The sequence below is a fragment of the Streptomyces shenzhenensis genome (assembly GCF_003688995.1).
Lineage (GTDB): Bacteria > Actinomycetota > Actinomycetes > Streptomycetales > Streptomycetaceae > Streptomyces > Streptomyces shenzhenensis_A.
The window spans coordinates 121,550-134,242 of sequence record NZ_PENI01000011.1 but is presented as its reverse complement, the minus strand read 5'-3'; the positions used below and the strand labels follow the sequence as shown (position 1 = coordinate 134,242).

Genomic DNA, 12,693 nt, shown 5'->3' with positions numbered 1-12,693 from the left:
GGCGGCGGGCCGGGGTTTCCCGGCCGTGGCCCGGCGGACCGGCGGCGTCCCGTGTCACTCCACGCCGATCAGGAGCAGTGCCCCCTGCCGCCCCCCGCGGTAGACGACGGTGTCGACGGCGAGATACGACTCACGCACGCGTGCCGCCAGCCGGTCGGCGGCCTCGGGGGGCGCGTCGTCGCCGAGGACGACGGTGACCAGTTCCCCGCCGGCCTGGAGCATGCGGTCCAGGACGGCCTCGGCGGTGGCGGTGACGTCCGAGCCGATCACCGCGACGTCGCCCTCGACGAGGCCGAGGACGTCACCGGCCTGGCAGATGCCCGCCATGGTCCAGGACTGGCGTTCGGCGACCGTGACCTCGGCGTAGCGGGTGGCGCCCGCGGCGGAGGTCATCTGGACGACGTCCTCGTCGAAACGGCGCTCCGGCTCGTGCACGGCGAGCGCGGCGATCCCCTGGACCGCGGAGCGGGTCGGGATGAGGGCGACCCGGACGCCCTCGGCACGGGCCTGCTCGGCCGCCGCGGCCGCGGTGTGCCTGAGCTCGCCGTCGTTGGGCAGCAGCACGACCTCGCGCGCGTGGGCCCGCCGTACCGCCTCGACCAGCTCGCCGCTCGCGGGCGGCTCGCCGGGGCGGGCGAGCACGGTGGTGGCCCCGGCCTCGGCGTACAGCCCGGCCAGCCCCTCGCCGGGCACGACCGCGACGACGGCCCGCTGCACCCGCTCCCGGGGCGGCAGCGCGCCGCCCCGGGTGTGGACGTCGCCACGGCCGAAGTGGGTGATCCGGATCCGGTACGGCCGCCCGGCCTCGACGCCCGCCTCCACCGCCGCGCCCGCGTCGTCGACGTGCACGTGGACGTTCCACAGGCCGTCGCCGCCGACCACGACGAGGGAGTCCCCGAGGCCGTCGAGCCGGTCCCGCAGCCGGTCCACGGCGGCGTCGTCGGCCTCCAGGAGATAGATCACCTCGTAGCCGGGCCCGTCCGGCTCCGCGCCGTTGCCGCACCCGGCGTCCTCGGCGCCGGCCGCCCCGCGCGCGTGCGCCGGTGCGACGGGCCGTTCGGTGTCCGTGCCGGGCGCCACGCGCGCGTACGTCCCGCGCACCGGGACGGCGGCGCCCGGTGCCTCCCCCGTGAACGTCTCCACCAGGGCCGCGAGCACCGCCACCAGCCCCCGGCCGCCCGCGTCGACCACTCCGGCCCGCTCCAGGACGGCCAGCTGCCCCGGGGTCGCCGCCAGGGCCGTGCACGCCCCCGCGTAGGCGGCCCGCGCCACCGCGCCGCAGTCGCCCTCGACGTCCCCGGCGGCCTCCGCCGCCGCCGAGGCGACCGAGAGCACGGTGCCCTCGACCGGATGGGCCACGGCCCGGCGGGCGGAGTCGGCGGCGTGCCGCAGGGCGAGCCGCAGCCCCGGCCCGTCGATGTGAGCCGTCTCACCCGGCTTCTCCCCGGTCTCCCCCGGGCCGGTCCCGGCGGTGAGCACCTGCGCCATGCCGCGCAGCAGCTGGGCGAGGATCGTCCCGGAGTTCCCGCGGGCCCCGATCAGGGCGCCGTGCGCCATGGCGTGCAGGGCCTCGGCCGGCGACGGCGCGGCGCCCTCCCCGGCGCCCACCTCGTACCCGGAGAACACCGCCTCGACCGCGGCGGCGGCCGACTCCAGCGTCAGATACAGATTCGTCCCGGTGTCGCCGTCCGCCACCGGGTACACGTTGATCGCGTCGATCTCCTCACGGGCCCGTCCCAGCGCCCGCAGCGCGTGACCGCACCAGCTGCGCACCGCGAGAGCATCGAAGAATGTCTGCGGCACCTGCGCCACCTGCGCCTCCCTGAGCCGGCCGGACGTGGACGCAGCGTAGACCCCGGACGCCCGCGGGCCTCAGCAGGGCCGGGCACGGGCCCTGAGCTGCCATGGTAGTTTCGTGGTACCGGCGCAGCCGTTGTATGCTGCTCCGGTTGCCCGATCCTGAATCGGGCCATTCACCTGGCACCGCCACTCAAGGTCTCGGATCCTAGGATCTCGGTCCCGGCATGCTGGGATCAACCGTAAGTGCATCTGAAGTCTTTGGAGTGACCCGTGGCTGCCAACTGCGACGTCTGCGGCAAGGGGCCGGGCTTCGGCAACAACATCTCGCACTCGCACCGCCGTACGCCCCGCCGCTGGAACCCGAACATCCAGCGTGTGCGTACCGTGGTCGGCGGGACGCCGAAGCGCGTGAACGCCTGCACCTCGTGCATCAAGGCCGGCAAGGTCTCGCGCTGACGCACTGCTGAGCGCGCGGCCACCGTCGGTTCGCCGCATCGAGCCGGTCCACCTCCGGGTGGGCCGGCTTTTTGCCGTGCCCGCACGCCGCGCCGGTGACGCCGTGCCCCGCCGGGCGCCCGCGCGGACCGTCAGCCCCGCCCGAGGCGCCATCCGTGGTCCACAGGACCGATCCCGCCGCCCAGCGCGAACCCGCCCGCGATCGCCCCGGTGACGTACTCCTTGGCCGCGGCCACCGCCTCCGGCACGGACCGGCCCTGTGCCAGCCCCACGGCGATCGCGGACGCCAGCGTGCAGCCGGTGCCGTGCGTGTGCCGGTTGTCGAGCCGGGGCGCCCGCAGCCAGTGCTCCCGTGCACCGTCCGTGAGCAGGTCCACGGCGTCCCCGGACAGGTGCCCGCCCTTGATCAGCACCCAGGCCGGCCCGTACGCCAGCAGGGCGGCGGCGGCCTCGCGCATCCCGGACTCCGACTCGACGCGCACTCCGGTGAGTTGGGCCACCTCGTCGAGGTTCGGAGTGACCACCGTCGCCGCGGGCAGCAGCGCCGTGCGCACCGAGTCCAGTGCGGAGGCGGCCAGCAGCGAATCGCCGTGCTTGGACACGCCCACCGGGTCGACGACCGCGGGCGCGTCCGTCCCGCCGATCAACTCGGCGACCGCCTCGACGAGTTCGGCGGAGGCCAGCATCCCGGTCTTCACGGCCTGGACGCCGATGTCGTCGACGACGCTGCGGTACTGGGCGCGCACCGCCGCCACCGGCAGTTCCCAGGCGCCCTGCACCCCGAGCGAGTTCTGCGCGGTGACCGCGGTGATCACGCTCATGCCGTGCGCCCCCAGCGCCAGCATGGTCTTCAGGTCGGCCTGGATGCCCGCGCCGCCGCCGGAGTCGGAGCCGGCGACCGTCAGCACCCTGGGTGGCGCGCTCATGACTCGATGTCCCCGAAGTGGTCCCAGCCGCCCTTGTCGGTCCAGGGCGCGCCGTCGACCGTCACCTGGGGCAGCGCCGAGGGGTTGAGTACCTCGCCGATCACCTTCCAGCGGGCGGGGAGCTTCACGTCCGGCGGGAAGGTCGCCACGATCGCATGGTCCTCTCCGCCGGTCAGCACCCACTGGAGCGGGTCGACGCCGACGGCCTGCCCGATGTCGTTCATCTGGGACGGGATGTCGATGGCGCCGGACCGGACGTCGATACGGACCTTGCTGGCCTCCGCGATGTGCCCGAGGTCGGCGATCAGCCCGTCGCTCACGTCGCACATCGCGGTCGCGCCGAGCCCGGCGGCGGCCGGACCCGCGTGGTACGGCGGCTCGGGGCGGCGGTGGGCCTCGACGAAGGCGCGCGGCGAGCGGAAGCCCCGGGAGAGCACCGCGTACCCGGCCGCTGACCAGCCCAGCCAGCCGGTGACCGCGACGAGGTCGCCGGGCTGCGCGCCCGCCCGGGTCACGGGCTCCTGGTTGCGCAGATCGCCGAGCGCGGTGATCGACACCATGATCGTGTCGCCGCGCACCACATCGCCGCCGACCACCGAGGCGCCGGCGACCTGGCACTCGTCGCGCAGTCCGTCCATCAGCTCACTGGGCCAGGTGACCGGGAGTTCGGCGGGTACGACCAGGCCGAGCAGCAGGGCGGTGGGCACGGCGCCCATGGCCGCGATGTCGGCGAGGTTCTGCGCGGCGGCCTTGCGGCCCACGTCGTACGCCGTGGACCAGTCGCGGCGGAAGTGCCGTCCCTCCAGCAGGATGTCGGTGCTCGCCACCACCCGGCGGTCGGGCGCGGCGACCACCGCGGCGTCGTCGCCGGGCCCCACCCGGACCGCCGGGGTGGTCGTCAGACGGGAGGTGAGCTCCCTGATGAGCCCGAATTCCCCTAGCTCACCAACAGTGCCCTTCATTTCCCTTTCGCCCCTTCTGTGCCTGTCCGCGCCCGCTCGTACCTCATCGTCGTCCTCGATACGGTCGAGACGGCCGTCAACTTCCGTCGTGCCTGCACCCCGGCGCGCGGACCCCGCTCTCCGCAGGTCTCCCCGTGACGAGCGGCGACGCGATACCGTGGCGTTCCTTTTCCCCACATGATCCTCGTGGCCGCCCTGGAGGTTCCGTGGTACAGGCGTACATCCTGATCCAGACGGAGGTCGGCAAGGCGTCGACCGTCGCCGAGACGATCAGCAGGCTCCCTGGAGTGATCCAGGCCGAGGACGTGACGGGACCTTATGACGTCATCGTGCGCGCACAAGCGGACACCGTGGACGATCTGGGTCGCATGGTGGTCGCCAAGGTCCAGCAAGTGGACGGCATCACCCGCACCCTGACCTGCCCGGTCGTCCATCTGTAGCCCCCGTCTACCCTTGGCCGGTGAACATCTTCCGGCACCGGCTCCTCGGTCTGCCCGCGCTCGCCCTGCTGATCTCCGTCGCGGGCTGTTCCTCAGCAGACGACGACGCCACCGCCGCGGTTCCCAGCCCGGACGCGAAGACGGCCGGGTTGTGTCAGAACCTGGACAAGGCGCTGCCGGGGACGCTGGACGGACGGAGCCGCAACGACCCCGAGCCCCGGTCCGCCTTCACGGCGGGCTGGGGAAGCCCGGCGATCATACTGCGCTGCGGTGTCACCCGGCCGCCCAAGATGACCGACCCCGCGGTCGCGAACGGCGACGACCCCGGCGCGATCGGGGGCGGCGTGAACGGCGTCGACTGGCTGATGGAGAAGCAGTCCGACGGGACGATGCGGTTCACCACGGCCAACCGCGAGGCGTATGTGCAGGTGACCCTGCCGAAGGGGGACGGCGACCAGGAGAGTTCGACGGTACTGGTCGGCCTCGCACCGGCCGTGAAGAAGGCGATCCCCGAGGGAATCGCCTCCATGACCTGACTCCCCCGCGCCCCAAAGGGGCGCGGGGAACTGCGCGCCCAGCCACGACGCAGCCGCAGACAACCGACGACGTGAACGGCTGAACCCGCGGAGCGCTCAGCGCAGACCCGTGGAGCGCCGCAGCGCAGCCCGCACCAGCAGATCCACCAGCTCGGGATAGCTGATCCCGGACGCCTGCCACATCTGCGGGTACATCGAGATCGGCGTGAAGCCGGGCATCGTGTTGATCTCGTTGATCACGAACTCGCCGTCCTCGGTGAGGAAGAAGTCCGCGCGGACCAGCCCCTCGCAGGAGGCCGCCTCGAAGGCCGCCACCGCGAGCCGCCGCACCTCGGCGGTCTCCTCCTCGGTCAGCGGCGCGGGCACGATGCCGGGCGTGGAGTCGATGTACTTGGCCTCGAAGTCGTAGTACGCGTGCGCGTCCGGCGGCGGGATCTCGGCCGGTACGGAGGCCCGCGGGCCGTCCTCGAACTCCAGCACCCCGCACTCGATCTCGCGGCCCCGCAGCGCGGCCTCGACCAGGATCTTCGGGTCGTGCGCCCGGGCCTCGGCGATCGCCTCGTCCAGCCCGGACAGGTCGTCGACCTTGGTGATGCCGATCGACGAGCCCGCGCGCGCGGGCTTCACGAACAGCGGCCAGCCGTGCTCCCCGGCGAAGTCGACGATCCGGCTGCGGGCGGCGGACTCGTCGCGCTCCCACTCCCGCGGCCGGATCACCAGGTACGGGCCGACCGCGAGCCCGAAGGAGGTGAAGACCCGCTTCATGTACTCCTTGTCCTGGCCGACGGCCGAGGCGAGCACGCCCGAGCCCACGTACGGGACGCCGGACAGCTCCAGCAGCCCCTGGAGGGTGCCGTCCTCGCCGTACGGGCCGTGCAGCACCGGGAAGACCACGTCGACCTCGCCCAGCGCCTTCGGCACGGAGCCGGGCTCGCTGTAGACGACCTCGCGGTTGCCCGGGTCGACGGGGAGCACCACGGCGCCCTCGCTCGACTCGGCGAGTTCCTCGACCTCGGGCGTGCGGCGTTCGGCGATGGCCATGCGCTCCGGGGCGTCCGCGGTGAGCACCCAACGCCCGTCCCGCGTGATGCCGATCGGCAGCACGTCGTACTTGGTGCGGTCGATGGCGCGCAGCACGGCGCCCGCGGTGACCATGGAGATCCCGTGTTCGGAGCTGCGCCCGCCGAACACGACGGCCACACGCGGCTTGCGCGGCTGCTGCTCAGGGCTCTGGGGGAGGTTCTCGGTGCTCATATCGCGTTGAGAGTACCCGTTGGTAGTGGTCGGACACAGCGTCTGCCCCGAACGCAAACGGACCAAATACGGCCCGGTTCGCTCACCGTCGTTCGGGTTTGGCGCTGCGCGACATCAGTTCCTTGAGCGCCACGACCGGCGGCTTGCCCTCGTGCACGATGCCGACGACCGTCTCCGTGAGGGGCATGTCGACGCCGTGCCTGCGGGCCAGATCGAGCACGGACTCGCAGGACTTGACGCCCTCGGCGGTCTGCCTCGTGACCGCGATGGTCTCCTCCAGGGTCATGCCCTTGCCGAGGTTGGTGCCGAAGGTGTGGTTGCGGGACAGCGGCGAGGAACAGGTGGCCACCAGGTCGCCCAGGCCCGCGAGTCCGGAGAAGGTCAGCGGATCGGCGCCCAGCACCACGCCGAGCCGGGTGGTCTCGGCGAGCCCGCGCGTGATCAGCGAGCCCTTGGCGTTGTCGCCGAGCCCCATGCCGTCGGCGATGCCCACGGCGAGGCCGATGACGTTCTTCACGGCGCCGCCCAGCTCGCAGCCCACCACGTCGGTGTTGGTGTACGGACGGAAGTAGGGCGTGTGGCAGTGAGCCTGGAGCCGCCGGGCCACCGCCTCGTCGGTGCAGGCGACCACGGCCGCCGCGGGCATCCGGGCGGCGATCTCCCGGGCCAGATTGGGGCCGGTGACCACGGCGATCCGGTCGTGACCGACCTTGGCGACGTCCTCGATCACCTCGCTCATCCGCATCGTGGAGCCGAGTTCCACGCCCTTCATCAGGGAGACGAGGACCGTGTCGGGCGCGAGCAGCGGGACCCAGTCGGCCAGGTTCGCGCGCAGTGTCTGCGAGGGCACCGACAGCACCGTGAAGTCGGCGCCGGCCGCGGCCTCGGCGGGGTCGGTGGTGGCCCGCAGGTTCGCCGGCAGCTCGACACCGGGCAGATAGTCGGGGTTGGTCCGCGTGGAGTTGATCGCCTCCTCGACCTCCGGGCGCCGGGCCCACAGGGTGACCTCGCACCCCGCGTCGGCCAGCACCATCCCGAACGCCGTACCCCACGAACCGGCGCTGAAGACCGCCGCTTTGACAGGCTCGCTCACTTGCCGCCGTTCCCTTCCTGACCGCTCTGCGCCCGCGTCCTGCGTCGCTGCTCGATCCGCTCCCGACGCGGATCGTACGGCGTATCGGGCGCCTTCTCGCCGCGGATCTCCTCCAGCTGGCGGGTGATGGCGGACATGATGACCTCGGTGGCCTCCTTGAGTACCTCCGCGGTCATCTCCTGGTCGTAGAAGCGCGACAGATCCACCGGCGGGCCCGCGAGCACGTGGTGCGTCTTGCGCGGCAGGATGTCGGGCCTCTTGGCGTACGGCGGCAGCAGCTCGTTGCAGCCCCACTGGGCGACGGGGATGACCGGGCACTTGGTCTGCAGGGCCACCCTCGCGGCGCCGGTCTTGCCCGTCATGGGCCAGCCGTCCGGGTCGCGGGTGAGGGTGCCCTCGGGGTAGAAGGCGACGCACTCGCCGCGCTCCACCGCGTCGATCGCGGCCCGGAAGGCGCTGAGCGCGTCGGTGCTCTCCCGGTACACGGGGATCTGTCCGGTGCCGCGCATCCCGGCCCCGACGAAGCCCTTCTTGAAAAGACCGCTCTTCGCCAGGAATCGCGGCACCCGTCCGGTGTTGTACTGATAGTGCGCGTACGCGAGGGGATCGATGTGGGAATTGTGGTTCACCACCGTGATAAATCCGCCCTCGGCCGGAATGTGCTCCATTCCACGCCAGTCCCGCTTGATCAGAACCACCAGCGGCGGTTTGCAGATCACCGCGGCGAAGCGGTACCAGAAGCCGATTCTGCGGCGGGACACGCGTGCACCTTCCTCTAGAGCCTGGGGAGCCGCACAAGTGTCGCTCCAGGCCGCCCGTATGTCGAGGACACCGTACGCCCCGCCGCCCGGGCCGCCGGATGACCCGGGTGACAATGACCGCGACGAGAGAGGGACGGTACGTCGGTGCAGTGGACCTTGGTCATCCCCGTGAAGCCCTTGGCGCTGGCCAAGAGCAGGCTCGCGGACACCGCGGCCGACGGGCTGCGCCCGGGGCTGGCGCTGGCGTTCGCGCAGGACACGGTGGCGGCGGCGCTGGCCTGTGGGGCGGTGCGGGATGTGGCGGTCGTCACGGACGACGCGCTGGCCGGCCGGGAACTCACGGCGCTCGGCGCCCGCATCGTCCCGGACGAGCCGGGCGGCGGCCTGAACGCCGCCCTGGCGCACGCGGCCGGTGTCGTACGGTCGGCGCGCCCGGGAGCCGCGGTGGCGGCCCTGAACGCCGATCTGCCGGCGTTGCGCCCGCCGGAATTGGCCCGGGTGCTGGACGCCGCGGCCGAATTCCCGCGTGCCTTTCTCCCTGATGCCGCCGGAATCGGCACGACGCTGCTGGCGGCGGCCCCCGGGCGGGAATTGCGCCCGGCTTTCGGCGGCGATTCCCGCGCCCGGCACGGTGCGTCGGGCGCGCGGGAACTCCGGCTGGACACGGTGGACTCGGTACGGCAGGACGTGGACACCGGCGCCGATCTGCGCGCGGCACTGGTGCTCGGGGTGGGTCCGCGCACCGCGGCGGCGGCCGCGCGGCTGCTGATCCCCGGGCAGTAGGCTGCCGTCATGCAGGCGACCGCATACACGTACGACCCCGAGACCCGCAGCGGGCAGGTGCTGCTGGACGACGGCACCCCGGTGCCCTTCGACGCGCCGGCGTTCGACGCGGGCGGGCTGCGGCTGCTGCGGCCCGGGCAGCGGGTGCGGATCGAGACGGAACCGGCCGACGGGGCCGGCCCGGGCCTGCGGATCACCCTGGTGACCCTGCAGACGCTCTGAGCGGCGAGATATGACGCCCTGAACGCGAAAAGCCCCCGAACGCGCCGCGGGCCGGACTCCCGAGGGAGTCCGGCCCGGCGTGTGAGTGCCCTGGTGCCCTTACGCCTTGCGGGCGGTGACCTTCTTGGCGGTGGTCTTGCGAGCCGTCGACTTCTTGGCCGGGGCCTTCTTCGCCGGGGCCTTCTTGGCCGTCGCCTTCTTCGCGGTGGCCTTCTTCGCGGTGGTCTTCTTGGCGGCCGCCGCGGTCTTCTTGGCGGTCGTCTTCTTGGCCGTGACCTTCTTGGCGGCCGCCGTGGTCTTCTTGGCGGTCGTCTTCTTCACCGCGGCCTTCTTCGCCGCTGCCGTGGCCTTCTTGGCGGTCACCTTCTTGGCGGCGGCCTTCTTGACCGTCGCGGCAGCACCGCCGGTCAGGCTGCCCTTGGGCGCCTTCTTGACCGAGACCTCGCCGCCCCGCGGGAGCTTCTTCGAGCCGCTCACCAGGTCCTTGAAGCCCTGACCGGCACGGAACCGCGGCACCGAGGTCTTCTTGACCCGAACCCGCTCGCCCGTCTGGGGGTTACGGGCGTAACGGGCGGGGCGGTCCACCTTCTCGAAGGACCCGAAGCCGGTGACCGAGACCCGCTCGCCCGCGACGACCGCGCGGACAATGGCGTCCAGGACATGATCGACAGCATCGGCGGCCTGCTGGCGGCCACCCATCTTGTCGGCAATCGCTTCTACGAGCTGCGCCTTGTTCACGTCTTCCCCTTCGGAGACATCGCCAGAACGAAACTGATCTAGCTTTTTCGCACGTTAGGCAGATATATACCGCAAATCAAACACGAAACGGGCTAATCACCCTTGTGCCGCAACGGACTCGGTCCTCCCGGACTTGTTCAGCGTTCCTCTTCGGGGAATCGACCCGCGTCGAGGTCCGCGGTGAACCGGTCGAGCCGCCTTGCCGCGTCGGCGAGATCGTGCTTGGCCACGGCCGTAATGACCAGCAGCTTCCGGGCCAGCGCCATCCGTACGCCCTCCGGGACTTGCAGTGCGCGCACCCTTGCGTGCGCTTCCTTCAGTTGGTCCGCGACCGCCGCATAGAGCTGGAGTTGGCCGTCGTGTTCCATGCACAGATTGTGCCATCTGGGGCGAGTTGTCGCCTGCCCAGGGGGCAACTGCCGCCGCTCCGGGCCGTCCGGGCGCCCGCGAGATCCGGCGCCCCGTCGGACCTCTACCCCGCTGATCACCCACGTAACGTGGGGAGTTGAGAGACGGACGGGGGCGGGTCGGGGCCGTTCGGGTGCAGACATGGCTGTACCCCCAATCGTGGCGATCGGGGGTACAGAGAGGGTGTTGGCGTGGCCGGATCTCGACCTGTCGGGCCGGTTGGCTCAGACCTTCAGCGTCCGCGGCTTGTAGGCGGGCCGCTTCGCCTCGTACGCGGCGATGTCGGCCTCGTTCCGCAGGGTGATGGAGATGTCGTCCAGCCCGTTCAGCAGCCGCCAGCGGGAGTTCTCGTCCAGCTCGAAGGAGGCGGTGATGCCCTCGGCGCGCACCTCACGCGTCTCAAGGTCCACAGTGACCTCAGCAGTGACGTCCTTCTCGGTCAGCTCCCACAGCGCATCCACGATCTTCTGCTCCAGGACCACCGTGAGCAGACCGTTCTTCAGCGAGTTGCCGCGGAAGATGTCGGCGAACCGGGAGGAGATCACGGCCTTGAAGCCGTAGTTCTGCAGCGCCCAGACCGCGTGCTCACGGGAGGAGCCGGTGCCGAAGTCGGGGCCGGCGACCAGCACGGTCGCGCCCTGCCGCTCGGGCCGGTTGAGGACGAACTCCGGGTCCTTGCGCCAGGCCTCGAACAGCCCGTCCTCGAATCCGTCCCTGGTCACCTTCTTGAGCCAGTGAGCAGGGATGATCTGGTCGGTGTCGACATTGCTGCGGCGCAGCGGGACGGCCCGGCCGGTGTGCGTGGTGAATGCTTCCATGGCTCTCAGACTCCAGCGGGCGTACGGGTGTCGGCGTCGGACAGGTCGGCGGGGGACGCCAGGTGACCCAGGACCGCCGTAGCGGCCGCGACCTGCGGCGACACCAGGTGCGTACGGCCGCCCTTGCCCTGCCGGCCCTCGAAGTTGCGGTTGGAGGTGGACGCGGAGCGCTCACCCGGGGCGAGCTGGTCGGGGTTCATGCCCAGACACATCGAGCAGCCCGCGTGCCGCCATTCGGCGCCGGCCTCCTTGAAGACCACGTCCAGACCCTCGGAGACGGCCTGCAGACCGACCCGCGCGGAGCCCGGGACGACCAGCATCCGTACGCCGTCGGCGACTTTGCGGTCCTTGATGATGCCGGCGGCGGCGCGCAGGTCCTCGATGCGGCCGTTGGTGCAGGAGCCTACGAAGACGGTGTCCACCTTGATGGAGCGCAGCGTCTGACCGGCCTCCAACCCCATGTACTCCAGGGCCTTTTCGGCGGCGAAGCGCTCCGAGGCGTCCTCGTACGAAGCCGGGTCGGGGACCGCCGACGAAAGCGGCGCGCCCTGGCCGGGGTTGGTGCCCCAGGTGACGAACGGCGAGAGCTCGTCGGCGTTGATGACCACTTCGGCGTCGAAGACCGCGTCCTCGTCCGTGCGCAGCGTCTTCCAGTACGCCACCGCGGCGTCCCAGTCGGCGCCCTCGGGGGCGTGCGGGCGGCCCTTGAGGTAGGCGAAGGTCGTCTCGTCGGGGGCGATCATGCCCGCGCGGGCGCCGGCCTCGATCGACATGTTGCAGATGGTCATCCGGGCCTCCATCGAGAGCTTCTCGATGGCGGAGCCGCGGTACTCCAGGATGTAGCCCTGGCCGCCGCCGGTGCCGATCTTCGCGATGATCGCCAGGATCAGGTCCTTGGCGGTGACGCCCCCGGGCAGTTCGCCCTCGACCGTGATCGCCATGGTCCTCGGGCGGGCCAGGGGCAGCGTCTGGGTGGCCAGCACATGCTCCACCTGGGAGGTGCCGATGCCGAACGCCAGAGCGCCGAAGGCGCCGTGCGTGGAGGTGTGGGAGTCGCCGCAGACGACCGTCGTACCGGGCTGGGTCAGGCCCAGCTGGGGGCCGACGACATGCACCACGCCCTGCTCGACGTCGCCCAGCGGGTGCAGCCGTACCCCGAACTCGGCGCAGTTCTTGCGCAGGGTCTCCAGCTGGGCGCGGGAGACCGGGTCGGCGATGGGCTTGTCGATGTCGAGGGTCGGGGTGTTGTGGTCCTCGGTGGCGATGGTGAGGTCGAGGCGGCGCACCCGGCGGCCGTTCTGCCGCAGACCGTCGAAGGCCTGCGGGCTGGTCACCTCGTGCAGCAGGTGCAGATCGATGAAGAGGAGGTCGGGCTCGCCCTCGGCGCGCCGGACGACGTGGTCGTCCCAGACCTTCTCCGCGAGTGTCCTACCCATCGCTTTCCCTCCGGCCGGCAATGCTGCACCGGCCCAACTAGAGATTTCTCAGGAAACGGC

15 protein-coding genes are annotated in these 12,693 nt (G+C 71.7%); 5 read left to right on the top strand and 10 right to left on the bottom strand.

What is annotated here, in order from left to right; all coding sequences use genetic code 11:
- Positions 1–54: 54 nt before the first annotated feature.
- On the bottom strand, positions 55–1,812 hold the full coding sequence (locus CTZ28_RS19195; RefSeq protein ID WP_121890804.1) for a DAK2 domain-containing protein: 1,758 nt from the start codon (positions 1,810–1,812) through the stop codon (positions 55–57).
- Positions 1,813–2,070: 258 nt separating this feature from the next.
- Here CTZ28_RS19195 and rpmB point away from each other — a divergent pair, with 258 nt between their 5' ends.
- Positions 2,071–2,256, top strand: coding sequence for a 50S ribosomal protein L28 (gene rpmB / locus CTZ28_RS19190; RefSeq protein ID WP_004924906.1), 186 nt, complete (start codon positions 2,071–2,073; stop codon positions 2,254–2,256).
- 131 nt (positions 2,257–2,387) lie between these two features.
- Here rpmB and thiD read toward each other — a convergent pair whose 3' ends face one another.
- Positions 2,388–3,182 (bottom strand): bifunctional hydroxymethylpyrimidine kinase/phosphomethylpyrimidine kinase, encoded by a 795-nt coding sequence (gene thiD, locus CTZ28_RS19185; protein ID WP_121890803.1) that lies wholly within the window; start codon positions 3,180–3,182, stop codon positions 2,388–2,390.
- Positions 3,179–4,144, bottom strand: a complete 966-nt coding sequence (locus tag CTZ28_RS19180; protein ID WP_121890801.1) for a thiamine-phosphate kinase — start codon at positions 4,142–4,144, stop codon at positions 3,179–3,181. Before CTZ28_RS19180 ends, thiD begins: the two co-directional genes overlap by 4 nt.
- A gap of 206 nt (positions 4,145–4,350) precedes the next feature.
- Between CTZ28_RS19180 and CTZ28_RS19175 the strand changes: the two genes are divergently transcribed.
- Complete coding sequence (locus CTZ28_RS19175; protein ID WP_009190833.1) at positions 4,351–4,584, top strand: Lrp/AsnC family transcriptional regulator; 234 nt, start codon at positions 4,351–4,353, stop codon at positions 4,582–4,584.
- A 20-nt stretch (positions 4,585–4,604) separates the two neighbouring features.
- The gene (locus tag CTZ28_RS19170) at positions 4,605–5,120 is read left to right on the top strand and encodes a DUF3515 domain-containing protein (RefSeq protein ID WP_121890799.1); all 516 of its coding nucleotides are present in this window, start codon (positions 4,605–4,607) and stop codon (positions 5,118–5,120) included.
- A gap of 96 nt (positions 5,121–5,216) precedes the next feature.
- Here CTZ28_RS19170 and CTZ28_RS19165 read toward each other — a convergent pair whose 3' ends face one another.
- The 3 genes from CTZ28_RS19165 to CTZ28_RS19155 form a co-directional block, all read right to left on the bottom strand.
- Complete coding sequence (locus CTZ28_RS19165) at positions 5,217–6,374, bottom strand: D-alanine--D-alanine ligase family protein (RefSeq protein WP_121890797.1); 1,158 nt, start codon at positions 6,372–6,374, stop codon at positions 5,217–5,219.
- An 82-nt stretch (positions 6,375–6,456) separates the two neighbouring features.
- A complete protein-coding gene (locus tag CTZ28_RS19160; protein ID WP_121890795.1) occupies positions 6,457–7,467 on the bottom strand; it encodes an NAD(P)H-dependent glycerol-3-phosphate dehydrogenase in 1,011 nt (336 codons plus the stop codon).
- Positions 7,464–8,228 carry a lysophospholipid acyltransferase family protein gene (locus tag CTZ28_RS19155; protein WP_121890793.1) on the bottom strand — a complete coding sequence of 255 codons (765 nt, stop codon included), beginning with the start codon at positions 8,226–8,228 and terminating at the stop codon, positions 7,464–7,466. The genes CTZ28_RS19160 and CTZ28_RS19155 overlap by 4 nt, the downstream gene beginning before the upstream one ends.
- A 144-nt stretch (positions 8,229–8,372) precedes the next feature.
- On the opposite strand from CTZ28_RS19155, the gene cofC reads away from it, so the two are divergent.
- The gene (gene cofC, locus CTZ28_RS19150; RefSeq protein WP_121890792.1) at positions 8,373–9,011 is read left to right on the top strand and encodes a 2-phospho-L-lactate guanylyltransferase; all 639 of its coding nucleotides are present in this window, start codon (positions 8,373–8,375) and stop codon (positions 9,009–9,011) included.
- Between the two features lie 9 nt (positions 9,012–9,020).
- Positions 9,021–9,233 (top strand): hypothetical protein, encoded by a 213-nt coding sequence (locus CTZ28_RS19145; RefSeq protein WP_121890790.1) that lies wholly within the window; start codon positions 9,021–9,023, stop codon positions 9,231–9,233.
- A gap of 99 nt (positions 9,234–9,332) precedes the next feature.
- Here CTZ28_RS19145 and CTZ28_RS19140 read toward each other — a convergent pair whose 3' ends face one another.
- From CTZ28_RS19140 to leuC, 4 genes are all read right to left on the bottom strand, one after another.
- Complete coding sequence (locus CTZ28_RS19140; protein WP_121890788.1) at positions 9,333–9,971, bottom strand: HU family DNA-binding protein; 639 nt, start codon at positions 9,969–9,971, stop codon at positions 9,333–9,335.
- A gap of 137 nt (positions 9,972–10,108) precedes the next feature.
- Positions 10,109–10,339, bottom strand: a complete 231-nt coding sequence (locus CTZ28_RS19135) for an SCO5555 family protein (RefSeq protein ID WP_121890786.1) — start codon at positions 10,337–10,339, stop codon at positions 10,109–10,111.
- 264 nt (positions 10,340–10,603) lie between these two features.
- On the bottom strand, positions 10,604–11,197 hold the full coding sequence (gene leuD / locus CTZ28_RS19130; protein ID WP_121890784.1) for a 3-isopropylmalate dehydratase small subunit: 594 nt from the start codon (positions 11,195–11,197) through the stop codon (positions 10,604–10,606).
- A gap of 5 nt (positions 11,198–11,202) precedes the next feature.
- Complete coding sequence (leuC, locus tag CTZ28_RS19125) at positions 11,203–12,633, bottom strand: 3-isopropylmalate dehydratase large subunit (RefSeq protein WP_121890782.1); 1,431 nt, start codon at positions 12,631–12,633, stop codon at positions 11,203–11,205.
- Positions 12,634–12,693: the final 60 nt, after the last annotated feature.